Origin of the sequence: Pseudodesulfovibrio senegalensis (genome assembly GCF_008830225.1) — a bacterium.
GTDB lineage: Bacteria > Desulfobacterota > Desulfovibrionia > Desulfovibrionales > Desulfovibrionaceae > Pseudodesulfovibrio > Pseudodesulfovibrio senegalensis.
In genome coordinates, this window is the sequence record NZ_WAIE01000005.1 from 120,501 (window position 1) to 143,256 (window position 22,756).

Annotated in this window: 27 protein-coding genes; 11 read left to right on the top strand and 16 right to left on the bottom strand. The window is 55.4% G+C overall.

Annotated features, from left to right (window positions below; translation table 11 throughout):
* Positions 1-65: 65 nt before the first annotated feature.
* Positions 66-1,367, bottom strand: a complete 1,302-nt coding sequence (locus F8A88_RS12055; RefSeq protein ID WP_151151413.1) for an O-acetylhomoserine aminocarboxypropyltransferase/cysteine synthase family protein — start codon at positions 1,365-1,367, stop codon at positions 66-68.
* Positions 1,368-1,433: 66 nt separating this feature from the next.
* Entirely contained in the window at positions 1,434-2,759 is a 1,326-nt protein-coding gene (gene trmFO / locus F8A88_RS12060; protein WP_151151414.1) for a methylenetetrahydrofolate--tRNA-(uracil(54)-C(5))-methyltransferase (FADH(2)-oxidizing) TrmFO, read from the bottom strand.
* On the opposite strand from trmFO, the gene F8A88_RS12065 reads away from it, so the two are divergent.
* Genes F8A88_RS12065 through tsaA form a run of 10 tightly spaced genes read left to right on the top strand, consistent with a single transcriptional unit; the run spans position 2,752 to position 12,268 of the window.
* A complete protein-coding gene (locus F8A88_RS12065) occupies positions 2,752-3,018 on the top strand; it encodes a hypothetical protein (protein WP_151151415.1) in 267 nt (88 codons plus the stop codon). The two genes, trmFO and F8A88_RS12065, sit on opposite strands and share 8 nt — an antisense overlap.
* A complete protein-coding gene (locus tag F8A88_RS12070) occupies positions 3,005-3,571 on the top strand; it encodes an HD domain-containing protein (RefSeq protein WP_151151416.1) in 567 nt (188 codons plus the stop codon). The genes F8A88_RS12065 and F8A88_RS12070 overlap by 14 nt, the downstream gene beginning before the upstream one ends.
* On the top strand, positions 3,568-4,338 hold the full coding sequence (gene cbiQ, locus F8A88_RS12075) for a cobalt ECF transporter T component CbiQ (protein WP_151151417.1): 771 nt from the start codon (positions 3,568-3,570) through the stop codon (positions 4,336-4,338). The genes F8A88_RS12070 and cbiQ overlap by 4 nt, the downstream gene beginning before the upstream one ends.
* Entirely contained in the window at positions 4,335-5,057 is a 723-nt protein-coding gene (locus F8A88_RS12080) for an energy-coupling factor ABC transporter ATP-binding protein (protein WP_151151418.1), read from the top strand. Before cbiQ ends, F8A88_RS12080 begins: the two co-directional genes overlap by 4 nt.
* Before the next feature lie 57 nt (positions 5,058-5,114).
* On the top strand, positions 5,115-6,563 hold the full coding sequence (locus tag F8A88_RS12085; protein ID WP_151151419.1) for an MATE family efflux transporter: 1,449 nt from the start codon (positions 5,115-5,117) through the stop codon (positions 6,561-6,563).
* Positions 6,553-7,434, top strand: a complete 882-nt coding sequence (locus F8A88_RS12090) for a DUF2156 domain-containing protein (protein ID WP_151151420.1) — start codon at positions 6,553-6,555, stop codon at positions 7,432-7,434. Before F8A88_RS12085 ends, F8A88_RS12090 begins: the two co-directional genes overlap by 11 nt.
* A 9-nt stretch (positions 7,435-7,443) precedes the next feature.
* On the top strand, positions 7,444-8,748 hold the full coding sequence (locus tag F8A88_RS12095) for an alkaline phosphatase family protein (protein WP_151151421.1): 1,305 nt from the start codon (positions 7,444-7,446) through the stop codon (positions 8,746-8,748).
* Positions 8,745-10,871 (top strand): ATP-dependent helicase, encoded by a 2,127-nt coding sequence (locus F8A88_RS12100; protein ID WP_151151422.1) that lies wholly within the window; start codon positions 8,745-8,747, stop codon positions 10,869-10,871. Before F8A88_RS12095 ends, F8A88_RS12100 begins: the two co-directional genes overlap by 4 nt.
* 15 nt (positions 10,872-10,886) lie before the next feature.
* Positions 10,887-11,846, top strand: coding sequence for a thiamine-phosphate kinase (gene thiL, locus F8A88_RS12105; protein ID WP_151151423.1), 960 nt, complete (start codon positions 10,887-10,889; stop codon positions 11,844-11,846).
* Positions 11,847-11,863: 17 nt separating this feature from the next.
* Complete coding sequence (gene tsaA / locus F8A88_RS12110; RefSeq protein ID WP_151151424.1) at positions 11,864-12,268, top strand: tRNA (N6-threonylcarbamoyladenosine(37)-N6)-methyltransferase TrmO; 405 nt, start codon at positions 11,864-11,866, stop codon at positions 12,266-12,268.
* Positions 12,269-12,319: 51 nt separating this feature from the next.
* Here tsaA and F8A88_RS12115 read toward each other — a convergent pair whose 3' ends face one another.
* From F8A88_RS12115 to F8A88_RS12165, 11 genes are all read right to left on the bottom strand, one after another.
* Positions 12,320-12,892: a DUF2179 domain-containing protein gene (locus F8A88_RS12115; protein ID WP_151151425.1), complete on the bottom strand. Its 573-nt coding sequence runs from the start codon at positions 12,890-12,892 to the stop codon at positions 12,320-12,322.
* A 240-nt stretch (positions 12,893-13,132) separates the two neighbouring features.
* Positions 13,133-14,122: a ketol-acid reductoisomerase gene (gene ilvC / locus F8A88_RS12120; RefSeq protein WP_151151426.1), complete on the bottom strand. Its 990-nt coding sequence runs from the start codon at positions 14,120-14,122 to the stop codon at positions 13,133-13,135.
* Between the two features lie 125 nt (positions 14,123-14,247).
* Entirely contained in the window at positions 14,248-14,733 is a 486-nt protein-coding gene (ilvN, locus tag F8A88_RS12125) for an acetolactate synthase small subunit (RefSeq protein ID WP_151151427.1), read from the bottom strand.
* A gap of 13 nt (positions 14,734-14,746) precedes the next feature.
* Positions 14,747-16,441: a biosynthetic-type acetolactate synthase large subunit gene (ilvB, locus tag F8A88_RS12130; protein WP_151151428.1), complete on the bottom strand. Its 1,695-nt coding sequence runs from the start codon at positions 16,439-16,441 to the stop codon at positions 14,747-14,749.
* Between the two features lie 3 nt (positions 16,442-16,444).
* On the bottom strand, positions 16,445-16,675 hold the full coding sequence (locus F8A88_RS12135; protein ID WP_151151429.1) for a DUF465 domain-containing protein: 231 nt from the start codon (positions 16,673-16,675) through the stop codon (positions 16,445-16,447).
* A 34-nt stretch (positions 16,676-16,709) separates the two neighbouring features.
* On the bottom strand, positions 16,710-17,033 hold the full coding sequence (locus F8A88_RS12140) for a DUF167 domain-containing protein (protein WP_151151430.1): 324 nt from the start codon (positions 17,031-17,033) through the stop codon (positions 16,710-16,712).
* On the bottom strand, positions 17,030-17,533 hold the full coding sequence (locus F8A88_RS12145; RefSeq protein ID WP_151151431.1) for a DivIVA domain-containing protein: 504 nt from the start codon (positions 17,531-17,533) through the stop codon (positions 17,030-17,032). The genes F8A88_RS12140 and F8A88_RS12145 overlap by 4 nt, the downstream gene beginning before the upstream one ends.
* 23 nt (positions 17,534-17,556) lie before the next feature.
* On the bottom strand, positions 17,557-17,865 hold the full coding sequence (locus F8A88_RS12150; protein ID WP_151151432.1) for a YggT family protein: 309 nt from the start codon (positions 17,863-17,865) through the stop codon (positions 17,557-17,559).
* Between the two features lie 78 nt (positions 17,866-17,943).
* The gene (locus tag F8A88_RS12155) at positions 17,944-18,618 is read right to left on the bottom strand and encodes an HAD family hydrolase (RefSeq protein WP_151151433.1); all 675 of its coding nucleotides are present in this window, start codon (positions 18,616-18,618) and stop codon (positions 17,944-17,946) included.
* Between the two features lie 13 nt (positions 18,619-18,631).
* The gene (locus F8A88_RS12160) at positions 18,632-19,423 is read right to left on the bottom strand and encodes a hypothetical protein (RefSeq protein WP_151151434.1); all 792 of its coding nucleotides are present in this window, start codon (positions 19,421-19,423) and stop codon (positions 18,632-18,634) included.
* A gap of 14 nt (positions 19,424-19,437) precedes the next feature.
* On the bottom strand, positions 19,438-19,815 hold the full coding sequence (locus F8A88_RS12165; protein WP_151151435.1) for a hypothetical protein: 378 nt from the start codon (positions 19,813-19,815) through the stop codon (positions 19,438-19,440).
* A 203-nt stretch (positions 19,816-20,018) separates the two neighbouring features.
* Here F8A88_RS12165 and F8A88_RS12170 point away from each other — a divergent pair, with 203 nt between their 5' ends.
* On the top strand, positions 20,019-20,201 hold the full coding sequence (locus F8A88_RS12170; RefSeq protein WP_151151502.1) for a twin-arginine translocase TatA/TatE family subunit: 183 nt from the start codon (positions 20,019-20,021) through the stop codon (positions 20,199-20,201).
* Between the two features lie 65 nt (positions 20,202-20,266).
* On the opposite strand, the gene F8A88_RS12175 is transcribed toward F8A88_RS12170, so the two are convergent.
* The 3 genes from F8A88_RS12175 to F8A88_RS12185 all read right to left on the bottom strand — a co-directional run bounded on the left by F8A88_RS12175 (position 20,267) and on the right by F8A88_RS12185 (position 22,720).
* A complete protein-coding gene (locus F8A88_RS12175; protein ID WP_151151436.1) occupies positions 20,267-20,857 on the bottom strand; it encodes a CDP-alcohol phosphatidyltransferase family protein in 591 nt (196 codons plus the stop codon).
* Positions 20,858-20,861: 4 nt separating this feature from the next.
* A complete protein-coding gene (locus F8A88_RS12180) occupies positions 20,862-21,590 on the bottom strand; it encodes a hypothetical protein (RefSeq protein ID WP_151151437.1) in 729 nt (242 codons plus the stop codon).
* Between the two features lie 176 nt (positions 21,591-21,766).
* Positions 21,767-22,720: a hypothetical protein gene (locus tag F8A88_RS12185; protein ID WP_151151438.1), complete on the bottom strand. Its 954-nt coding sequence runs from the start codon at positions 22,718-22,720 to the stop codon at positions 21,767-21,769.
* Positions 22,721-22,756: the final 36 nt, after the last annotated feature.

The window sequence follows — 22,756 nt, forward strand, 5'->3', positions numbered from 1 at the left end:
TGTCCAACAGCAAAAAAAAGCCTCTCGCAATGAGAGGCTTTTTACAATCATCATACAAACGAAGATTACGTTTTGCTCAGGGCCTGATCCAGATCGGCGATGATATCGTGCACGTCTTCAAGGCCAACGGAAATACGCACCATGTCCGGGGTCACGCCTGCATCCCGCTGTTTGTCCGGCGAGGATTGGGAATGCGTGGTGCTGGCCGGATGAATGACCAAGGTCCGAGCATCGAGGATATTGGCGAGGTGCGAACACAACTCGACATTTTCAATAAACCTCCTGCCAGCCGCAAGCCCCCCGGTGACGCCAAAGCCGAACACGGCTCCCGGTCCAAGCGGAAACAGCTTACGGGCGCGTTCATTATCCGGATGATCCGCAAGCCCGGCATAGTTGACCCAGTCCACTTTCGGATGGTCAGCCAAAAACTCGGCAACGGATTGGGCATTGGAGCAATGCCTTTCGGCCCGCATGGGCAAAGTTTCCAAACCCTGCATGATCAGAAAGCTATTCATGGGGGAAATGGTCGCCCCGGTGTCGCGCAGCATGCCCGCACGGACCTTGCTGCAGAACACGGGACGCGCCTTGCCTTGGCCACAATCCAAAGCCTCCCAGAAACTCATGCCGTTGTAGGCCGGGTCCGGGGCGCAAATTTCAGGAAACCGCCCGTTTCCCAGCCAGTCGAAATCTCCCTTTTCCACGATGGCCCCGCCCATGGCCGTGCCGTGGCCTCCGGCAATCTTGGTCAGCGAATACACGGCAATGTCGGCACCGAACCCGAAGGGGTCGCCAATGGGCGGCGGCGCAGACGTGCAATCGAGCATGAACGGCACGCCGTGATCATGCGCCACGGCCGCAATGGCTGGCAGATCGTCCACATTGCACCGGGGATTGCCGATGGCCTCGGAATACACAAGACGGGTGTTCTGGTCCATGGCAGCCCTGAAGTTGTCCGCAGACGAGGATTCCACAAAACGGACCTCGATACCGAAACGGGAAAGGGTCTGACGAAACAGGGTGCTGGAGCCATCGTACAAATTGGATCCGGTCACGATATTCTGACCGGCTGAGGCAATGGATGCCACCGCATAAAATACCGCGGACATGCCCGAAGCAACGGCCAGCGCGCCGGCTCCGCCATGCATTGACGCAAGCCGTTTTTCCAAAACGTCCGTAGTGGGATTCATGAGCCGGGTATAGATAAACCCCGGCTCCTTGAGCGCAAAAAGGTCTGCAGCGTGTTCGGTATCTTTGAACACGTAGCTGGTGGTCATGTGAATAGGCACCGCCCGTGACCCGGTATCCGAATCCGGCGTGTGCCCCGCATGCAAGGCTTTTGTCTGCAGCCCCTGGTTGCGTTTTTTCATGCTGGCTCCCATAATTGTTTCGTTCACACGCATGGTGCGAAAAACACGGCCCGTTGGCAAGCGACGTTATCGCGAATCCATGCCTGTGCGCTCCAGCCACGCGGCAAAGGATTCCTGCGCCCTTTGCGCATACGCGCCCTTGCGCATTTTCTTGGGCATTCTCTTCTGCAGGCCGGGCATGAGTCCGAAATTCACGTTGGACGGCTGATACTTCTTGGCCTCGGAGCGCAGATGGCCCAACAACGCGCCAAGGGCCGTTTCCTGCGGCGGCTCCTCGACGGATCCACCCTGCAACCGCGCAGCCAGCATGATGCCGAGCCACTGACCGCTGGCAGCGGATTCCAGATATCCCTCTACCCCGGTGATCTGACCGGCCATGAATACACCGGGCCGGGCCTTGATTTCCATATTCTCAAGCACCTTGGGCGCATTGACGTATGTATTGCGATGAATAGACCCCAAACGCAGAAATTCGGCGTTTTCCAACCCCGGAATCATGCGAAAAATCCGTTTTTGCTCGGGATACTTGAGCTTGGTCTGAAACCCCACGAGGTTGAAGGCCGTCTTGTCACGATTTTCCGCACGCAGTTGCACCACGGCATGGTATCTTTCCCCGGTCTTCGGGTCTTCCAGCCCGACAGGCTTGAGGGGCCCGAACGCCAGAGTCTTTTCGCCCCGTTCGGCCATGGCCTCCACGGGCAGACAACCTTCAAAATGAATTTCCTTTTCAAACTCCCGGGGAACGACCTTTTCACCTTCAAGTAACGCTTTAACAAACGCCTTGTACTGCCCTTCATCCATCGGACAATTCAGGTAATCATCATCCTCAGGACGGTAGCGGCTTCCCCAAAAAGCCACATCCAGATTGATGGAATCCCGGCTCACAATGGGCGCAATGGCGTCATAAAAATACAGGCTGTCACCGCCTACGACAGCGATCAGATCCTCGGCAAGCGAGCTGCTGGCCAGTGGGCCGGCCGCCACCACCACCGCGTCAAAATCCTGCAATTCAGAATCGTCCAAGGAAGCCACTTCACGACGGACCAGCGCTATATTCTCATGGCGGACCACAGCTTCAGTCACATGTGCGGAAAACATATTTCTATCCACGGCCAGCGCCTTGCCCGCAGGAACCTGCGTGGCCAAAGCCGCCTCCATGACAAGACTGCCCAACGTCTGCATTTCCTGTTTCAACAGCCCGATACCGGTTTCCGGCTCATTGGAACGAAACGAATTGGAACAAATAAGCTCGGCAAGCCCCTCTTCGCTGTGTGCCTCGGAATAAACATGGGGCTTCATCTCGAAGAGCGTGACCGAAACGCCCCGGTTTGCAAGACTCCATGCGCATTCGCACCCGGCCAAACCTCCGCCGATTACGGCAACCTTGTTCAATGCCAGCTCCCGGTTGTTGTTATTACAAATTTTCAATGACGCGAATTACCACAGGCAGAACGTCCCTGCCTTGGCGGTGGATACCGTCAGCATCCCGTTTATGCAAGATGAAACAACCGCGATCACGGGCAACGCGCATACATTGCCCCGGCAGGACATGTGTACTTGTATCATGGCGGGCATGCTGATACCGTTTCCGCCAACGCAAAAAACGCCAGCAAAAGAATTGATGGAGACTGTTGACCATGGACAGAAATGAAGCTTTCGGATTGTTGAAAACGCACAACAACGACCCGGCCCAGATCAATCACGCACTTGAATCGGAAGCGGTCATGCGCGCCCTTGCCGGTCATTTGAATGAAGACAAGGAGCTGTGGGGCATAACCGGCCTGCTGCATGATCTCGACTACGGGACCACCAAGGAAAACGTGGTTCGCCACGGGCTGGACACCGAAAAACTACTCGAAGGGAGGCTGCCCGAAGAGGCCCTGAACGCCATCCGGCGCCACGCCTTTGAAATGAACGGATCGGACACCCCGCAAACACGCATGGATTATGCCCTGCGCTGCGGCGAGACCATCACCGGACTCGTGCACACGGCCGCGCTGGTGCGCCCCACGAAAATGGAAGGCATGAAGCCCAAAAGTCTGAAAAAGAAAATGAAGGACAAGGCCTTTGCCGCCAGCGTCAACCGAGACACCATCCGTGAATGTTCGAAGCTGGACATGGAGCTGGGCGACTTCCTGCAACTGGCCATCAACGCCATCACGGAAATAGCTCCTGAAGTGGGATTGGCACAACAGTCGGCATGAATTCCCTGTCCGAGCCGTTTGCCTCAGGCAATTCCATCATTCACCGCACGGATCCCCGGATTCGGATCATCTGCGCTGCCCTGCTGACTGTCCCCATTGCGCTGGTCAACACGCAATTGACGGTCTGGTGTGCGCTCGTGCTGGCCTGCGTACTGACGCTGCTCGCCCTTCTGGACCCCATCCATGTGTTCCGCAGACTGATTGTGGTCAATCTGTTCATAGCATTTCTCTGGGTATTCCTGCCATTTTCCACTCCTGGAGATGCCGTGTTTGCTGTGGGCCCGCTCACGGCAACGCAACAAGGGGTACGGCTGGCGTTGCTGCTGACGTTCAAGTCCAACGCTGCGGTCATCACCCTCATGGCACTCGTCGGCACAATCCCCATGCGCGACATGGGGCCGGCCATGCAGTCACTGGGAATCCCGGCAAAACTGTGCCACCTGCTGCTGTTCACCTACCGATACATCTTCGTGATCCGGCAGGAATACGAAACCATGATCCGGGCCATGCAGGCTCGGGGATTCCGACCCGGTACCAACACACACACCTACAGAAGCTATGCGTGGCTGGTAGGTATGCTTCTGGTCCGCAGCTGGGACCGCGCCGAACGAGTAAACAACGCCATGCTCTGCCGCGGATTTTCAGGCAGGCTGTACACACTGTCCCACCACCGGATAACGGCAGCCGACACACTCTTTGCCCTTACTTGTGTCCTGCTCGGCGCGTCACTGACCGCTCTCGACCTGCATCTCAGGGGAATAATATGATTAAAGACCCACTCATCAGCATGCACGGCCTGCACTATGCCTACCCGGAAGAACCACCGGTCCTTCAAGGGGTCGATTTTTCCCTGACCGCCGAGGACCGTCTGGGCCTGATGGGGCCAAACGGCGCCGGCAAGACAACATTTCTGCATGTGCTCATGGGATTGCTCAAGCCTACCCGGGGAACGGTCAAACTTTTCGGTTCGGAACCAAAAACGGCACAGGAGCTTCGCGAGGCCCGTCTCAAGATAGGATTCCTGTTCCAAAACTCGGACGACCAACTCTTCAGCCCCACGGTTCTGGACGATGTAGCCTTCGGCCCCCTGAATCAGGGTCTTTCTCGAAATGAGGCCCTTGAACGGGCAACGGCCACCCTGCAAAGCATAGGGCTGCACGGCTATGAACAGCGTGTTCCATACCGGCTTTCCGGCGGAGAAAAAAAACTCGTGGCCCTCGCCACCATACTGGCCATGCGTCCGAAAGTTCTCATTCTGGATGAACCAACTACCGGGCTGTCGCCGGAATCACGGCACAGACTCATGCACATTATCAACGACCTGAATATCCCCCGGCTCGTTGTTTCCCACGATGCGGATTTCCTCTCCCACACCACGGACGCCATCCTGGCCATGCGCAAGGGAACCATACGTCCGGGCCAACTCAAACCACATACCCACATGCACGTTCACGTCGAAGGGGATATTCCACACGAACACGGCTGATTCCCTCATCGAACCTTTCCCCTTTTTTTTCGTTTTCGGGTTGGCATTCCCGATAAAATGCCTATTATCTCCTTCGCAGTTCAACCATTCTTCAAGCGAGAAAAGATGCCTTCCGACTTCGCCGCCCAAATGGCACAATCGCCTTACCGTACCATCTGGAAACTCACGTGGCCCCAGATACTGATGATGGTTTTCCATTTCTTCATCGGTGTGGCCGACGTGTGGGTGGCCGGAAAGATCAGCCGCGAAGTTCAGGCCTCGCTCGGAATCATTACACAATCCCTGTTCTTCATGCTCGTTGTAGCCGTAGCCCTTGCCAATGGCGCGGTCGCGGCCATCAGCCAATCCGAAGGAGCAGGACTACACAAACGAGTCCAGCGCTATATCGGCCTCTGCGTTTTGCTCGGCTTGCTCATGGGAACCCTGTTCATGTTTTTATGCCTGCCGATCAAGGACCTGTTACTCACCGCATTGCAGGTTCCGGCAGAAATGCGCTCGGTCACCGACTACTTCTTTCAGGTCTACCTGTATGTGCTGCCCCCCTATTTCATGCTCATCATTACCAATGCCGTATTCCGCGCACGCAAACGCGTAATGCAACCCCTGTACTGCATGGTCATCGTGACCACAGCCAACACCTATCTGGATCTCGGATTGGGGCTGGGGTGGTTCGGTCTTCCGGAAATAGGCTTCAAGGGCCTGGCTTGGGCCACCTTCGGATCAGTGACGGCCGGCGCCGTCTTCAACCTGATCGTTCTCTTCATGCGGGGTGATCTCGGGAAAGGAACGCTTGCGCCATGGCGCTGGATAAAAAAAGCCATGCCCTACGTGGTCCGCGTATCCTGGCCCGCAGGGCTGTTTCAGATAGTCTGGCACTCCGGCTATCTCGTGCTCTATGCCATCACCGCCAGCCTGCCGCAGGGCAGAATAGACGCGCTGGCTGGCATGGCCATCGGGCTGCGCATTGAGTCGTTTCTCTTTTTGCCGGCGTTTGCCTTCAACATGACCGCCAGCATACTGACAGGACACTACCTCGGAGCACGGCAGGCAGATGAAGCCCGGCGCTTCGGGTTGCGCATACTGGGCATCGGTGAAATCTTCATCATTCTTTTCGCCATGGTGCTCTGGCAATTCATGCAGCCCGCCGTGGACATCTTCACCCTTGATCCGGCCGTGGGCGCTCAAGCCATGGATTACCTGTGGTGGAACGTGCTGGCCATCCCCTTCACTCTGGCCAGCATGATACTGGCCGGAGCGCTCAACGGAGCCGGAGCCACCCTATGGAACATGCTCATCATGGGCGGCGCAACATGGTTCCTGCGCCTGCCTCTGGCCTACATGCTCGGCCATGAGGTCATGATGGTTTCCACAGGCATATGGATCGCCATGCTCTGTTCGCAGGTGGTGCAATCCTCCACACTGCTTTATGTTTTCAAATTCAGGAACTGGCCGAAATTCGCCATGTTCAAAGACCGCAACGCAAGGATAACCCCAAATGGCGCTTGATTTCACACCCGTAAGCCTCGAACGGCAAGAGGAATACAGTGCGGCCCTGAACGGATGCCCGCAACTCATGACCTCGGACTTCGCCTTTGCCAATGTCTGGGGATGGGCCGAATACTATCAATTGGAATGGGCCTTTCACAACGGACTGGTCTGGATTCGACAAAACTATCCGGAGACCGCCTGCTGGGCACCGGTCGGGCCGTGGGACGAATATGACTGGGCCAAATGCACGGCCATGCGCGACTGCAGCAAATATATCCGCATTCCCGACTATCTGGCCACAATCTGGAAAAAAGCGTTTGGCGACAAGGCGACCTTCAACGAAAAACGGGGACAATGGGATTACGTATACTCGGTGGAAGAACTCATTGCCCTGCGTGGCAAGGCATTCCACAAAAAGAAAAACCTGCTCAACCAGTTCAAAAAGAAATATGATTGGGAATACACTCCCATGGATACGGAATGCGTGGAAGAAGTGCTGGACATGCAGGCCGAATGGATTCGCTGGTTCGAGGAAAACAATCCCTCCGAGGCGTTGGTGGCGGAGAACACAGCCATCAAGCGGGTGTTGACCAATCTCGACCGTATCGGCAATCTGCGCGGAGCCACCTTGCGTGTCGATGGAAAAGTCATTGCCTATACTGTGGCCGAACCGTTGTGCGACGATACTGTGGTCATCCATTTTGAAAAGGGCAACATCGCCTACAAAGGCGTCTATCAAGCCATCAATCAAATGTTCCTCGAAAATCAGGGCACCGAATTCACCAACGTGAACCGGGAACAGGATCTGGACGACGAAGGACTGAGAAAGGCAAAACTTTCATACAACCCTTCGTTCTTCCTCAAAAAACATGAAGCATTTATTGAATAGCCGAAGACTATGAGTCTCCTGCTTTCCCATACCGCCCGCACCCGTGCGCGTTGCGTGGTCATCGGATTGGACGGCCTGCCTCTCGAGTTGGCGAAAAGTTGGGGTGACTCCCTGCCCTCCATAGCCCGGATTGCAAGGCAGGCAGCTACAATTCGCGCGGAACTGCCGGAGCTTTCGCCGGTGAACTGGACCTCGCTGTTCACAGCTGCAGGCCCGGAAGAACACGGCGTATTCGGCTTTGCCCGCTTTGACCCGAACACCTATCAGTCCGGCATCGCCAATTTCAGCCAGGTGGCCGTACCCACGATTTTCGACCAACTGGGGGAACGCGGGCTGGTGTCCCGGGTCATCAACCTGCCGAACACCTATCCGGCCCGGCCCATTCGCGGCATGCTGGTTTCTGGTTTTGTGGCTGAAAGCCTTGATCAAGCCGTTTACCCGCCTTTTCTTGCTCAAGAACTCGCAGACAAAGGCTACCGCCTCGAGGCTGATACCACACGCGGCATTTCGGATCCCGAACACCTGCTGAACGAACTGGAGGCTACACTGCAATCGCGGCTGGACGCCGTGGAAATGATGTGGCCCGATCTGGCCTGGGACCTGTTCGTTCTGGTATTCACGGAGACGGACCGGCTTTTCCACTTTCTGATGCACGCGGTGCGGGATCATGATCACCCCCTGCATGACCGCTGCATGCGGTTCCTGCGTCTCTGGGACAAGGCTGTGGGCTTGGTCCTTGACCGCTATGACGCCTTACCCGATCCCAAGCGGCTGATCGTGCTGGCCGATCATGGTTTCACCGAACTCAAGACCGAAGTGGACATCAATGCCCTGCTCCGGCAACATGGTTGGTTGCATCAGACGCGTATCCCGGACAATGAATGGGATTCCAGTTGCATAGCCGGAGAAAGCCGTGCCTTTGCACTTGATCCGGGTCGCATCTACCTGCATACACGAGACCGCTTTTCACGCAGCGCCCTCAGCAGGGAACAAACCGTTTCCCTTGTGCCGCAGATATGCAACGCGCTGGAAAACTTGACCTACAACGGCGAGAAGGTCATTGAAAGAGTCTTCGGCGCAGCAGAATTATACCCCGGCCCCTTTCTGGACCGGGCACCGGATCTGCTCTGCCTTGCTCGGCCCGGCTTCGACCTCAAGGCCAAGTTCAACAGGGACGAAGTCTTCGGCACATACGGACGATCCGGCACACATACGGCCTACGGAGCCATTTTTTACGACTCGCAGGGACACACGCCAAAACGCATGCGTGACGCGGGCAAACTCATTCTCGACCATTTCGGAATTACTTCATGAGCATAGATTACGAAAACGAACTCAACGCAGCCCAATTCGAAGCCGTCCAACATACCCAAGGCCCGGTTCTGGTCATTGCCGGCGCGGGCAGCGGCAAAACTCGCACCATCGTCTATCGACTGGCCCATCTGGTGGAACAGGGCGTGGACCCGTCACAAATTCTGCTGCTGACCTTCACACGCAAGGCCGCGCAGGAAATGCTCCAGCGGACCGAAACCATCCTCGGCCGCTCCCTGCACGGCACCAGCGGCGGCACGTTCCATTCATTCGCCTACGCCACCCTGCGCATGAATACGCACGACATCGGTTTTCCCAACGGATTCACCCTGCTGGACCGGGGCGACTCCGAAGCCATCGTCCGCGACGTACGCAGCGACCTGCAATTGGGCAAGGGGGACAAGTCCTACCCCAAAAAAAACACCTTGTTGGACATGATTACCAAGTCCCGCAACAAGGAACGCCCCATTGATGCCATTGTTGAGCAGGAGGCCTACCATCTTGCCTCCTATGTCGAGGATTTCGAGACAATTTCCAGGGGATACGAGGAATTCAAAAAAAACCACGCGCTTGTCGACTATGATGATCTCCTCTTCCGGCTCGACCAGTTGCTCTCGGAAAACGACCCCCTGCGCAACCAGCTGCAGGCCCGCTACCGCTACATCATGGTGGACGAATACCAAGACACAAACCGTGTTCAGGCGCGCATCGTCCAACAGCTGGCCGGAGACTCCGGCAATGTCATGGCCGTTGGCGACGACGCCCAGTCCATTTATGCGTTTCGCGGTGCCAACGTGGCCAACATTCTGGATTTTCCCAAGACCTTCAAGGGCGCAAAGATCATCCGGCTGGAACAGAACTACCGCAGCGTTCAGCCCATCCTGACCATGACCAACCACATTCTGGAAAACGCGCAAACCAAATTTGAAAAAAAGCTGTTTTCCGAACTGCCCAGCGAGCAACTGCCCGAGGTCATTTATCCCATCAGCGACCAGACACAGGCCCGGCTGGTCACGGACAAAATCATCGAACTGGGCAGAAAATACCCGCTGCACGAAGTGGCCGTGCTCTTCCGCGCGGGCTACCAATCCTACCACCTTGAAGTGGCGCTCACGCGCATCGGCATCAAATACCAGAAATACGGCGGCATCCGCTTTCACGAAGCCGCACACGTCAAGGATGTGCTCTGCCTGCTGCGGCTCGTGCTGAATACGCACGACCTCATGGCATGGCAGCGTTCATTGGAGCACATCAAGGGGGTCGGCCCGAAGACGGTCAACAAGATATACGAGGCCCTGCACACCGACGGAAAGGAAAAATACCTGCGCACCATGCGCACAAAGCATCAGGACCTTGACGACCTGCTCAACGAACTGGACGCCATCCGCCGCAACCCCATGAAGCCCTCAGCGATCATGGAGCGGATCATGACCTTTTACACGCCGATCCTCACGGCCAAATACCCGGACGACTACCCTAAGCGTCAGGCCGGCCTTGAGCAACTCGGCCAGATCGCGGCCAACTATACGGAGCTTGAATCATTTCTTGGCGACCTGAGCCTTGATGGGGACCCGGACGAGGAAAAACGCAAGGAAAACGCCGTGGTGCTTTCAACAGTCCATTCCTCCAAGGGACTGGAATGGAAGGCCGTGATCATCATTGACTGCGTGGAAGACCGCTTTCCTTCCAAAAAAGCCATGAACCGCCCCGAAGATTTGGAAGAGGAACGGCGGCTCATGTACGTGGCCTGCACGCGGGCCATGAATTCCCTGCACCTTTTCGTACCCAAGACCATATACAACAGGTTCAACGGGGTTTCCGAACCTGCCCTGCCCAGCCCGTTTGTCCTCGAATTGCCGAGCCACACATTTTCCCGCCTACGTGAGGCCTATTCCGGCGGCATGGAACCGCAAATCTCGAAAAAGGCTACTCCTGCAGCAGCAGGCCATCCCTCCGGAGAAACGGCGGGATCATCGAATAAGCCGTCCGAAAAACTGGGATTCTGCAAACACAAGATATTCGGCAAGGGCAAAATCATCGCCCGGGTGGAACCCAACAAATACCGCATCAATTTTCCGGGATTCGGCCTCAAGGTCATCATTGAAGACTACGTGGAACTGCTCTAAACCAAGGAACTATCAATGAGCATACAGTCCGAAGAAGCATTTTTGTCCCTGATCGACGAACACTTTGCCACGGACAGCGCCGCCCTTGAACTGGGGCGCGGCGACGACTGCGCAGTGCTGTCCCAAGGCGGCCCGTTCTGCGTCAGCTCGGACCTCTTTCTCGAAGACATTCATTTCCGCAGAAGCTATTTTTCCCCGCAGGACATCGGCTACAAGGCCCTTGCCGTGAATGTCAGCGACATCGCGGCCATGGGCGGCAGACCGCTGGCCTTTACCATGGACCTGATGATCCCTTCAGGGCTTGACCGTTCCTTCTGGGAAAAATTCTTTTCCGGCATGGCCGCCCTAGCCCGGCAAAACGACATGCCGCTGGCAGGAGGCGACTTGAGCCGGTCTGATAAACTGGGCGTTTCCATTTCCATATGGGGCACTCCCGGCCCGAGCGGCCGGTTCATTCCCCGCACCGGCGGCAACCCCGGCGACGTTCTCTTTGTTTGCGGGGAACCGGGCCTTGCTCGTGCAGGGCTCTCCCTTCTCGAAAAGGATGGAATCAAGGCCGCCGAAACATTTCCCCAAGCGGTTCAGGCCCACCTGCGTCCCAAACCGAAAACAATGGTGGCGAACCTCCTGTCCGCAGCAGGCACATCCAGCCTCATGGACGTTTCCGACGGACTGGCACGAGACCTACCGCGGCTGCTCGGCAGCAAGCCGGGAGCGGACCTGACCGTCAGCCCGGACATGATCCATGACGAGGTTATCCGGTTTGCCGAACAGACAGACGTCACAGCGGAAGACGTGTTCATGGTGGGCGGCGAAGACTACGCCCTGCTCGGAACCGCCGCCCCGGAAGCCTTCAAGTCCAAGATTCTGACCATCCCGGGCGTACGCGCTCTGGGAAGGATAAACGATTCCGGCACCATTACCGTAAACGGGACACCGTTCACCTTGAACGGATTCGACCACTTCGACGCATAAGCCAATTGGAGGAAGCAATGGACCTCAAGACCATCGGCATTGTCCGCTCAAGCATCACGAAACCCAACGGTCCGGCAAAAATGGAACACGAACCCGGTGCTGTCCGGGCCAGAATAGAAATCGATCCACAATATGCCGAAGCCATGGTCGGCCTTGAACCGGGCATGGAAATCGACCTCTTCACATGGTTGCATCTGGGCAGGCGCGACGTCATGCAGGTGCATCCCCGCGGGGACAAGAGCCGCCCCATGCGCGGTGTTTTTGCCACCCGCTCTCCATGGCGACCCAATCCCATCGGACTGCACAGGGTAACCATCGCAGCCATCCCCTCGCCGCTGTGCATAGAGGTGGACAAACTGGAAGCCATCGACCAAACCCCGGTCATCGACATCAAGACCAAACCTTCCAGCGTGCGCCCCTAAAAGAAAAACCCCGCGAAAGCGGGGTTCAACCTTCAACAGTTCGGGTGAGATTTACGCCTGGCGAACGGGCCACGGCCTGCGGCACGCAAGACGCGACCACACACCGGCCCGCTGTGGCCGATGCACCTTGGACGCTCCAGCTGTTTCATACGTATAAAACAGATCCGGATCCACGCTTCTGGCAACATCCAGCACTTCCTTCATGTCCTTGCGTTTGCAAACCACAAATTGCACGGTGACAGGACCCTCCACACCTTCGCCCGTCACCGTGGTGATGCCATAACCTGCCTCGCGCACCAGCGCGGCAATGGACTTGCCAGAGCTCTGGCTGATGATCCGCAAAACCACATTGCCCATAGCCAGCTTCTTTTCACAGGTAATGCCCAACGCGGTTCCCACACCGAAACCAAGGGCATAGCAAACTGCCAGAAACGGAATTTCGCCCACACGCATGATCACCGTAGAGGTTCCCAAAACCCATATGAGCATTTCCAGAACGCCGAGCACCAGCGCGGTCCTGCGCTCTCCAAGCATGGAAACCATCACACGGATGGTTCCGAGCGTTAAAACCGCAGCTTCGGCCACAAATACCAGCAGCCCCAGATAGAGTGTTTCCATTGCCATTGCATTCACCTCGCGTTGAATTGAGCAAGCGGGTTTATGCCTCAAAACAATTCTGGTCAAGCGCTAAAGACACACTTTTCCGAAATTTATTTTTTTATCATCAAAAATCAAAATGATGCGATATGATCCCCATACCTTAAAGCACATTTCCCCCCCCCCGGTGAACCCACGGAATATGCATGACCAAACAAAAAAAGGCGGCCCCAAAGGGCCGCCCAATACGATCCAGAATCAAGCGGGCTATTTCTTGAGCCAGCTCATCATTTCGCGAAGACGGGAACCGACTTCTTCAATTTGATGTTCCTGACCAAGACGACGCTGTGCCCGCAGGATGGGCTGACCAGCCTGGTTATCCAGAATGAACTTGTGGGCGAAGGTACCGTTCTGGATTTCCTTGAGCACATCCTTCATGGCTTTACGGCTTTCCTCGCCAATAACACGGGGTCCGGTGACGTAATCGCCGAACTCGGCCGTGTCCGAGATGGAATAACGCATGGTGGCCATGCCGCCTTCATACATCAGGTCGATGATCAGCTTGAGTTCGTGCAGGCATTCGAAGTAGGCCACTTCAGGCTGATATCCGGCTTCCACCAACGTTTCGAAACCGGCCTTGCACAGCTCGGTCAAACCACCGCAAAGCACGGCCTGTTCACCGAACAGGTCGGTTTCGGTTTCTTCCTTGAATGTCGTCTCGATAACGCCGGAACGGGTGGCGCCGATGCCCTTGGCATAGGCAAGACCGATCTCCAGCGCCTTGCCGGAAGCGTCCTGAGACACGCCGACCAGCGCCGGAACGGCTCCGCCCTCGGTATAAGTCCGACGCACCATGTGGCCCGGCCCCTTGGGGGCAATCAGAATGCTGTCGACGTCCGCCGGAGGAACGATCTGCTGGAAATGGATGTTGAATCCGTGACCGAATGCCAGCACATTGCCGGCTTCGAGGTTCGGAGCGATATCGTTCTTGAACACGGAAGCCTGAACCTGATCCGGCAGCAGGATCATGATCAGGTCGGCCTGCTTGGCGGCCTCGGCCGCGGACACGGGTTCAAAGCCGTGCTCCTTGGCAAGGTCATAGTTGGGACCGCCAGGACGCTGGCCCACGACGACCTTGATGCCGGAATCACGCAGGTTCTGCGCATGTGCATGCCCCTGACTGCCATAACCGATGATGGCAACCGTCTTGTCCTTGAGCAGTTTGAGGTCGGCATCCTTTTCGTAATAAACTTTCATGACTAATACTCCTGAGATTATTTATCCCGTACTGGTGGTTGCGTACGGGCTGATGAACAGAAAAACGGGGATAGGCTGCCCTCATATTCCGGCAGCCATCCCAAACAATGATACTCCGGCAGGCCTCAGTCCATCTGCATGGACCGTTTCATGGCCACATTGCCGGTACGGGCAATTTCCTTGATGCCAAACCGGCCGAGAAGGTTGACGATGGCCTTGATCTTGCCCCGGTCTCCCGTACATTCGACCGTCAGCTCGTCGCAGCTCACGTCCACGATTTTGCAACGGAAAATATCGGTCACACGCAGGATTTCGGCCCGCTTGGAATCTTCCGCATTAAGCTTGAGCAACACGGTCTCGCGCTCCACGGACTGAACCTCGGTCAGGTCCTTGACCGTGATAACGGGAACCAGCTTGCGAAGCTGTTTTACGATCTGTTCGATAATGGCTTCGTCACCCTCGGCGACAATGGTCATGAGGGAAACACCCTTTTCCAGGGTGGGTGCCACGTTGAGGGACTCGATGTTAAAGCCACGGCCACTGAACAACCCCGCAACCCTGGAAAGGACGCCGGGCTCGTTCTCAACCATGACGGAAAGCGTATGTCTCATGGTGATTTTCTCCTTATACGAGCAGCATCTCGGTCAGCGAGGCTCCGGCCGGAACCATCGGGTACACATTCTCTTCCTGTTCCACGCGGACATCCACGATAACAGGTTTATCCAGTGCAAACGCCTCTTCGAGCACACTCTGCACGTCCTGTTTGCGGGTAACCCGAAATCCGGCCGCACCATAGGCCTCGGCCAATTTCACGAAATCGGGTTGCGCATCCATGCAGGTCGCACAATAATTCTTTTCATAAAAAAGTTCCTGCCACTGACGGACCATGCCCAGATAGCCGTTGTTGAGGATAACGATCTTGACCGGCAGCTTGTTGCAAACGGCGGTCATCATCTCCTGAATATTCATCTGGATGGAGCCGTCTCCGGCAATATCAATGACCAGCTTATCGGGAAAGGCCCGCTGTGCGCCCAGAGCAGCAGGGAATCCATAGCCCATGGTGCCCAACCCGCCGGACGTCAGGAACATGTTCGGTTCCTTGACCGTGCAAAATTGGGCCGCCCACATCTGGTTCTGCCCAACCTCTGTGCAGATGATGGCTTCACCCTTGGTGATTTCATCTATTTTCTCAACAACATACTGTGGCTTGATTTTTTCTTCGTCGTCCAGGTAGGTCAACGGATGCATGCGCCTCCATTCCTGGATCTGGGCCAACCACTGTTCATGTTTGCGTTCCCAATCCATTTCATCACGCAGTGCCTGCATTTCCTTCTGCAATGCGCCAAGCGCCTCCTTGCAGTCCGCCACAAGCGGCACATGCACGGAAACATTCTTCTGAATGGATGTGGGATCAACGTCGATGTGAACGATGGTGGCATGGGGCGCGAATTCACTGATCTTGCCAGTGACGCGGTCATCAAAACGCGCGCCTGCGGCCAACAGCAAATCGCAATTGTGAATGGCCATGTTTGCACTGTAAGTGCCGTGCATACCCAGCATGCCGAGCCACAATTCCTCATCATCGCCCGGATATGCGCCGAGGCCCATGAGCGTGGACGTCACGGGAATACGCAACTCCTGGGCAAGCCAGCGCAATTCTTCATGACTCTTGGACGAGACCACCCCGCCGCCGGAATAGATGAGCGGACGTTCGGCCTTGCGGATCAACCCGGCAACCTTGCGCACCTGTCCCACGTGCGGCTTCACGTTGGGATTGTAGCTGCGCATGCTCACTTTCTCGGGATAGTCGAACCGGCATTTCTGGTTCAGCACGTCCTTGGGCAGGTCGACCAACACCGGGCCGGGCCTGCCCGAACGTGCTATGTAGAATGCCTGTTTAACAATTCTGGCCAGGTCGCAAACATCCTGAACCAGATAATTATGTTTTGTACAGGGCCGTGTAATTCCGACAATGTCCACTTCCTGAAAAGCATCATTGCCAATCAACGGCCGGGGAACCTGCCCCGTGAATATGACCACGGGAATCGAATCGAGATAGGCCGTGGCAATACCTGTTACGGTATTGGTGGCACCGGGACCCGAGGTTACGAGACATACTCCGGTATCGCCCGTGGCGCGGGCATAGCCGTCTGCGGCATGAATCGCACCCTGCTCGTGGCGTACTAGAATATGTTCGACGGAAAAGTTGGGAATCTCATCATAGATGTCAATAACTGCGCCGCCCGGAAATCCGAAAACGACATCGACCCCTTCCTTTTCCAAACACTTCAACAGAATCTGGGCCCCAGTGAGCTCCATGGTCTACTCCTCTTTTTCTCGATATTTATCCAATATCGTCTGCATTTGGGTCTTGCCAGCCAACTTTTTCTTCTTGAGTTCCTTGATCTCCTGAGTTTCCGTAGGACTCAGGTACGACTTGGACTCAAGCTTATCCAGCATCTTCTCGTAAATGATATGCTGGTCCCATAGAGCTTTAAGCTGAGGATCTTCGTTGCCAAACTGTTCAATGATTTCGAGATCTTTCTGTTCCATTGGACGCTCCTTCCGTTAAGCGTTCACACGTTATTCACAACCCGGTGGGAACCAATCGCTTCCAGTCGGGTTCAGCGACACTGTCGATGGACAGGACCTTTTTTCTATTGGTCTGTCCAGACGCCATCCGTACCTGTTTTTTTCTGAGACCGAGTGTATCGGCGACAAAAGCGACAAGAGCCTTGTTGGCCTTGTTATCAACGGCAGGCGCACTGAGACGGATCTTGACACAACCTTGATACTCCCCTGCCAAAGAACTCTTTTTGGCTCCGGGCTGTACCCATACGTCAAGCATCCAGCCGCAGCGGCTGCTTTTGCGTGCAAATTGATGATTTGGTGTGTGGTTTTCCCGGTTCATTCAGCTTTTTTCAGGTAAGTCAGTTTGGATTCCATCTCTTCAATCTTTTCCATTTCAGGGTCATTGTAGTCCAACATCTTCAAATGGGAATCCAATAGCGACTTCAGCTGAATTTCGAACTGGGAACGCTGCCGTTTCAGGGCTTCAATTTCTTCGTGAATCTGGGCCAACCGATGATGGCCTTTCTGAACTGTGGATTCGGCCTTTGAACGGGCCTCATCCATAATAATTTGCGCTTCTCGGGAGGCCTGCACCTTGAGGTCGTCCACCATCTTCTGTGTGCTCATGAGCGTATCGCGCAAGGTTTCATCACGCTTGCGGTACTCGGAAACGGCGGATTCAAGACGTTTGACCTTTTTGCGGAGTTCCTTCTGATTATCGGCCATGGCCCCCATGGCTTCTGCGACCTCAAGAAGGAACTGATCCACTTCAAGCCGGGAATACCCGAACATGCGTTTTGTGAAACGCTTGTTCAGCAGATCGATTTTTGAGACAGACATGATTCTCTCCCTCCATCATCGGTTTACAGGACCGACGCACCGCCCATCGAATATGCCAGACGCATAAGATTTCCCACCACAACGATCTTGAGAACCTGAATGACCAAAATGACCACCAACGGTGACAAATCAATACCGCCGACAAAAACAAAAGGAAGCGTCCTGCGAATCTTGTAGAAAACCGGCTCTGTGATGCCACGCAGAAAGCGCACAATGGGGTTATACGGATCGGGGTTCACCCATGTGATCAAGGCGGAAATGATCACAATCCACATGTAGGCCGTCAGAACGAATCCGAGCACTTGAGCAATGGCCAAAACAACGTAATCCATCTATCCTCCTGTCAAAAGCCGACTATCACCCGAAGGCATCGGCAGGTACAATCAAGTTGGCACAGCACTTGCCGTAAATCAAGCACTAATACGAGAGTTTGCCCGCTGCATGCAACGGCGCAGGGTCCAGTAGTCGGTAATATGCAGATTCGCTTCAAGGGACGGGTTGTCATAGGCCCAGAAGCGAACCCCGGCCTCCTGCGCACAATGTTGGTCCACGATGGAATCACCGATGAAGACGAGCTCTCGCGGATGCACGCCGATCTTGTTCATGATCTGATGCAATCCTTCAGGATGCGGCTTGGGCCGCCTCACCTTGGCCGAAGTAACCACAGGGAAGAAATACCCCTCCAGGTCCATGGCGCTGAGCACCATATCCATGGAATTGGTGCGGCTAGTGTTTACTGCCAGCAAATGCCCGGTATCCCGCAACCACCAGAGAAACTCGACCAGACCGTCCATACGCCGCAAATACGGCAACAAATTCGCGTAATCGAATGAAGCCTGAAACGCGAGCACATCGTCCAGCAGATTTTCGGGCACGATATGAGCCACGGACTCTGAGCAGGTGTGACAATGACAATAGGCGGCCTGTTGCGGGGTCATGGGAGCGAGGCCCACGTGCTCCAGCAGCATGTTATAATAGGTACGGTTAGCCTCTTCGGAATCAATCAGGACGCCGTCGCAATCAAACACGACCGCGGTAATATTCTCAAATGCCCTACCGTTCATAAGATCATTGGTAACAAGCATGCAGACTCCCCTATCACGCGGAGGCAGCCACCACGGCCACCACGATTTCACGCTCGGCCCACGGCATGGACTCGGGGCAATGCTTGCGCCCGGCCAACAGCCATGCTGCCGCCCTGCACACCCGGCTCGCTTCGGGCAAGCCCAAGTCCTTCGGGGCTTCTTCAAAAACAACTCCCACGTCTTCCCAAAGGCCGACACAGGGCGCGTGTTCTTCAACTACCAGAACGGCGTCCTCCGGCAAAAACGGGGGCATGGACTCCATGACACGCTGCCACGGCAGGGAAGGCGTTACAGCCGGAGCCGAAGTCTCACCGACAGTACGTCCCAAAACAGCCTCACGCTCGTCCGCGTTCTCCACGCCGAGATTCTGTCCCAGCATGTCCCACGAATCCCGCACTCCCTGCTCCAATTCGCGCGACTCAACAAGCCCCTTTTCCAGACTCCATGCCAGCATGAGCGTAAACTGGGCGTTGGGCACGTTGTCGTGCTGCTGCGAAGACTCGACTTCACCGTTCAGACGCGCCCTGAGTTCATTTTTGATAGTCAGCGTGGATTCCTTGAAATATTCCTCTGGAGTTTGAGCACCGAAAAAAGCCATTTCCGAAGGGTCCTTGAACTGTTCGCCAAAACGAAGACAATCGTTCAAAAGCGCAGCGCCCTGTTTCGGGGAAACCGGCAGGGATTCGGGACGATAGTAGGCATCGGAAGGCGATGCATCTTCCAGACCCGGATCAAGAAAAACAACGTGATCCAGCGGTGCGAACGGCAGCAATTCCTCATGCATGTATGGAAAATAGATAAGCATCGTTCTTCTCCCAATCATTCAGTGTTTCCGTCCACAGGCTTGTAATGGCGACACCGGCCTTGGCAACGCGGCAATCGCAACAGACAGAGATTGTCGTATTGATACACGCATCCGGGAAGCTCCACGTCAACAGTGTGTTCATAATGCGTACAGTCAAAACGGTCGCGAACAATACGCTCGAAACGCCGGGCCCACATTTCGCCTGCGGCCTGCTGGTCCAGGCTGAAGGCCTCGGCCCGGACAAGAAAATCGTCAAACAACCGTTCCCAATCTTCCAGAACAACGCAACGCCAGGACTGACGGTATCCGGGGTTGAGCCTCTCTTCATACAGGCAGCGTCCACAACGGTGGTACCAGCAATTCCCGGCTGGCAATCGGCGAACATCACTCATTCAGCATCCAGGCTCCGGCCGTGGCGGCCTCTGTCTTTTCACAATCTTTCGAGCCATGTGTAAGCGCACTGCCTCAGATTGTAAAGCGCGTGCAGCCCATTGTTTTTTCCCGCACAACGCCCGTCATTCTTGACCTGACCATGTCACGGGTGTATAGCCACAACAATCTTGATATTCGTATTTCAACTTCGGAGGACATATACATGATTGGCGGATTCGGCGTTTGGGAACTCCTCATCATTCTGCTCATTGTTCTGGTCATCTTTGGCGCCAACAAACTCCCGGAAATCGGGGGCGGCATCGGCAAGGCTATCCGCAATTTCAAAAAGGCCACCAATGAGCCCGATGAAATTGACGTGACGCCGAAAGACAAAAAAGAAGACTAATATCCTGCAAAACAAAATGCCCGGCAGAAATATCTGTCGGGCATTCTTTCTCTCTTTAAACAGAACTAGCGTCTGCCCTTCTCCGCTTCCTCCTCGGCAAAAAAGCCAAACCCCTTGAGCACATAATGCACCCCTGAAACCACGGTCAATGCGGCTGTGAGTGCGATAAGCCATGACTGGACAGCGGGATACGACAAATCAAACGTCTTTTGTATCATGACAAAGAAGACCAAGCCTATCTGGGAGGTGGTGGTAAACTTGCTGCTCCAGATGGGATGAATGCGCGACTTGATGTCCACGCCCCAAAAATGCAACAAGGCCAATCCGCCAACGATAATGGCATCCCGGCTGACCACGAGAACCACCAGCCACTTGGGCAACCATCCCTGCACACCGAGGCAGATGAACGAAGCCACGAGCAGACACTTGTCCGCCAGCGGATCAAGCATGGCCCCAAGCCGCGTTCGTTGCTTCAGCACACGGGCCAAAAAGCCATCCAATGCATCGGTCAGCCCGGCCACGGCAAACAAGGCCCAAGCAAGATCAAAACGCTGATTGATATACGCCATGACAAAAACCGGCGTAAGAAGAATCCTGGCTATTGTCAGCAGATTCGGAATGGTCCAGATGGTATTGCGCGGTATGATCCGGGACATTGGCCTACTCCTGCACATCGACCCCGTAGTTCAAGCCCCGTTCCGGCAAGAAAGCATCCAGCCGGGAGCGGAGAAGGGCCAGATTGACAACACGGATGTCCCACACGGCAGAAACCCCGGCAGGCAACATTTCCATTTCAACAAGCTCGACATCCTGGACAGCCGAGTCCCAGCTCTGCAAAATCTTGTCGAAATCATGAACGCCGTCCGGAGTAAACCAACCGTTGACACGCAAGCGGGTCGAACCGCTCGAGCTTTCGGCCACGGCGCGTGTCTCGAAATACCGGCCCCACAAATCGAACCAGACTTCGGCAATCTCGTTCTTTACAGCGGTCCAATGATGTCCCTGTGTCACCAGGACTCCCCGCCACAACTTGTCTCCTTCCCGCTGCAAAGAAAACTCTGGCAAAACATCCAGCCCGCGTTCCACACCGGAAAGCAGCATCAGTGATTTGAGTGTGTCAAGGTCCTCCTGGCCCAACTGGTCCTGTGAACGAAATGTCGCAGCAATGGGTTTCAGGGTGGTGAAATACACGCCAAGCCGTTGCAGGGAAGATCGCAATGCCCGCCTGTTCACGGTCACATCCATGGTCAGGGAAATACCATCCTCCCCTTCCCGGGTGATGTTTTTCGTTCCGATTTTCCGGTAGCCCTGAACATATTTACCCGCACGCTCAAGATAGTACTCGCCGAGCAATGCACGCCTTTCTTCTCCCAGAGAGCCCGGAAGCATTTTGACGGCCTCATTTTCAACAGCTTGAGCAAAAGCCAAATCCGTCGCCTTTTGCCGCGCTTCCATAACGGAAACATCTTCTTGCCTGGGCTGGAAAACCGTAACCGTTTCAGCCCGTGCAATTCCTGCGGCGCACACTATCGTGACCGCCAGAATACAATATATAAATTCCTTCACTACATCATCTCCTTGGTCGCTTCCGTGGGTTCGTCAGAAACGGATAATTCCGACTGTGACGGACTGAGAACGACAACCACGGCACAGCGTTTGCGGACAAACTCATCCTTCATCAGGGTTCGGACCAAAAAGGCATCGCTGCCCGAAATAATGAAATCACTCTTTCCGTTTCCGGAAACACCCAGAGCCTGCACCACAAGAGGCCGTTTCCCAACGCGCTCACGCAGCACGACTCGGTCCGCAGAGGTGGAATAAGCAACAATGCCATGCTCCACGGCACTGGCCCGACTCACGATAAAGGCGCCGTACACGGCCTCTCCGTCCCGACCATAAACAACTGGCGACAATGCCGGAACAGCGCCAACCAATGCACTGGCATCCACAACAAGTCCTGTATACGTTCCGGCCGCGGCCAATACGTCCGTGGGTTCGGCTGAATTCATTGCTCCCAGACTGTCCACCCCGAGGCTCAAACGGGGTGCGATGCCGCTCTCAAACGGTATCGTCGTAGGCAAAATCGCCTCGGCCAATTTGCCGCGCAGGGCCGCAGACACGGTAACAACACCCTTCCCATCCACGAAATCCGGACGCGTGAGCCGGGAGTTTTGAACAAAATGACGAACACGTGCATCCGCTGCATCATTGTCATGCAGAAATGCCGCCACGGTGGTGGAAGAGTCGATCCGAACGCTCAAAATCGCATCCAGAAGATTTCTTCGGGCGCGAACGGCGGCATCACGCAGGGCCCGCGCCGAACGGTACGCAGCGTCAAAGCTGTCCGGGTCGACCTGCACATCCCGTTGCGCAGAAATCTGCCCGTCACCCCAACTGATTACCGCCTGATCAATTTTTTGCACATATCCGCGAAACGCAAAACCGTCACTCGGGCAAAAAATTGCACACAAAAGCAAAGTAAAAATGATGTATCGCATAGATCTGATCGTTCCCATCATGATGGTCTGAAGGCCAGCATGTCTTTTGTAGAGCCA

Coding starts and splice junctions, on each gene's coding strand:
- F8A88_RS12055 (WP_151151413.1), bottom strand. CDS start 1,367: ATGAAAAAACGCAACCAGGGGCTGCAGACAAAAGCCTTGCATGCGGGG.
- F8A88_RS12070 (WP_151151416.1), top strand. CDS start 3,005: ATGGACAGAAATGAAGCTTTCGGATTGTTGAAAACGCACAACAACGAC.
- cbiQ (WP_151151417.1), top strand. CDS start 3,568: ATGAATTCCCTGTCCGAGCCGTTTGCCTCAGGCAATTCCATCATTCAC.
- F8A88_RS12080 (WP_151151418.1), top strand. CDS start 4,335: ATGATTAAAGACCCACTCATCAGCATGCACGGCCTGCACTATGCCTAC.
- F8A88_RS12085 (WP_151151419.1), top strand. CDS start 5,115: ATGCCTATTATCTCCTTCGCAGTTCAACCATTCTTCAAGCGAGAAAAG.
- F8A88_RS12090 (WP_151151420.1), top strand. CDS start 6,553: ATGGCGCTTGATTTCACACCCGTAAGCCTCGAACGGCAAGAGGAATAC.
- F8A88_RS12095 (WP_151151421.1), top strand. CDS start 7,444: ATGAGTCTCCTGCTTTCCCATACCGCCCGCACCCGTGCGCGTTGCGTG.
- F8A88_RS12100 (WP_151151422.1), top strand. CDS start 8,745: ATGAGCATAGATTACGAAAACGAACTCAACGCAGCCCAATTCGAAGCC.
- thiL (WP_151151423.1), top strand. CDS start 10,887: ATGAGCATACAGTCCGAAGAAGCATTTTTGTCCCTGATCGACGAACAC.
- tsaA (WP_151151424.1), top strand. CDS start 11,864: ATGGACCTCAAGACCATCGGCATTGTCCGCTCAAGCATCACGAAACCC.
- F8A88_RS12115 (WP_151151425.1), bottom strand. CDS start 12,892: ATGGCAATGGAAACACTCTATCTGGGGCTGCTGGTATTTGTGGCCGAA.
- ilvC (WP_151151426.1), bottom strand. CDS start 14,122: ATGAAAGTTTATTACGAAAAGGATGCCGACCTCAAACTGCTCAAGGAC.
- ilvN (WP_151151427.1), bottom strand. CDS start 14,733: ATGAGACATACGCTTTCCGTCATGGTTGAGAACGAGCCCGGCGTCCTT.
- ilvB (WP_151151428.1), bottom strand. CDS start 16,441: ATGGAGCTCACTGGGGCCCAGATTCTGTTGAAGTGTTTGGAAAAGGAA.
- F8A88_RS12135 (WP_151151429.1), bottom strand. CDS start 16,675: ATGGAACAGAAAGATCTCGAAATCATTGAACAGTTTGGCAACGAAGAT.
- F8A88_RS12140 (WP_151151430.1), bottom strand. CDS start 17,033: ATGAACCGGGAAAACCACACACCAAATCATCAATTTGCACGCAAAAGC.
- F8A88_RS12145 (WP_151151431.1), bottom strand. CDS start 17,533: ATGTCTGTCTCAAAAATCGATCTGCTGAACAAGCGTTTCACAAAACGC.
- F8A88_RS12150 (WP_151151432.1), bottom strand. CDS start 17,865: ATGGATTACGTTGTTTTGGCCATTGCTCAAGTGCTCGGATTCGTTCTG.
- F8A88_RS12155 (WP_151151433.1), bottom strand. CDS start 18,618: ATGCTTGTTACCAATGATCTTATGAACGGTAGGGCATTTGAGAATATT.
- F8A88_RS12160 (WP_151151434.1), bottom strand. CDS start 19,423: ATGCTTATCTATTTTCCATACATGCATGAGGAATTGCTGCCGTTCGCA.
- F8A88_RS12165 (WP_151151435.1), bottom strand. CDS start 19,815: ATGAGTGATGTTCGCCGATTGCCAGCCGGGAATTGCTGGTACCACCGT.
- F8A88_RS12170 (WP_151151502.1), top strand. CDS start 20,019: ATGATTGGCGGATTCGGCGTTTGGGAACTCCTCATCATTCTGCTCATT.
- F8A88_RS12175 (WP_151151436.1), bottom strand. CDS start 20,857: ATGTCCCGGATCATACCGCGCAATACCATCTGGACCATTCCGAATCTG.
- F8A88_RS12180 (WP_151151437.1), bottom strand. CDS start 21,590: ATGCTTCCGGGCTCTCTGGGAGAAGAAAGGCGTGCATTGCTCGGCGAG.
- F8A88_RS12185 (WP_151151438.1), bottom strand. CDS start 22,720: ATGATGGGAACGATCAGATCTATGCGATACATCATTTTTACTTTGCTT.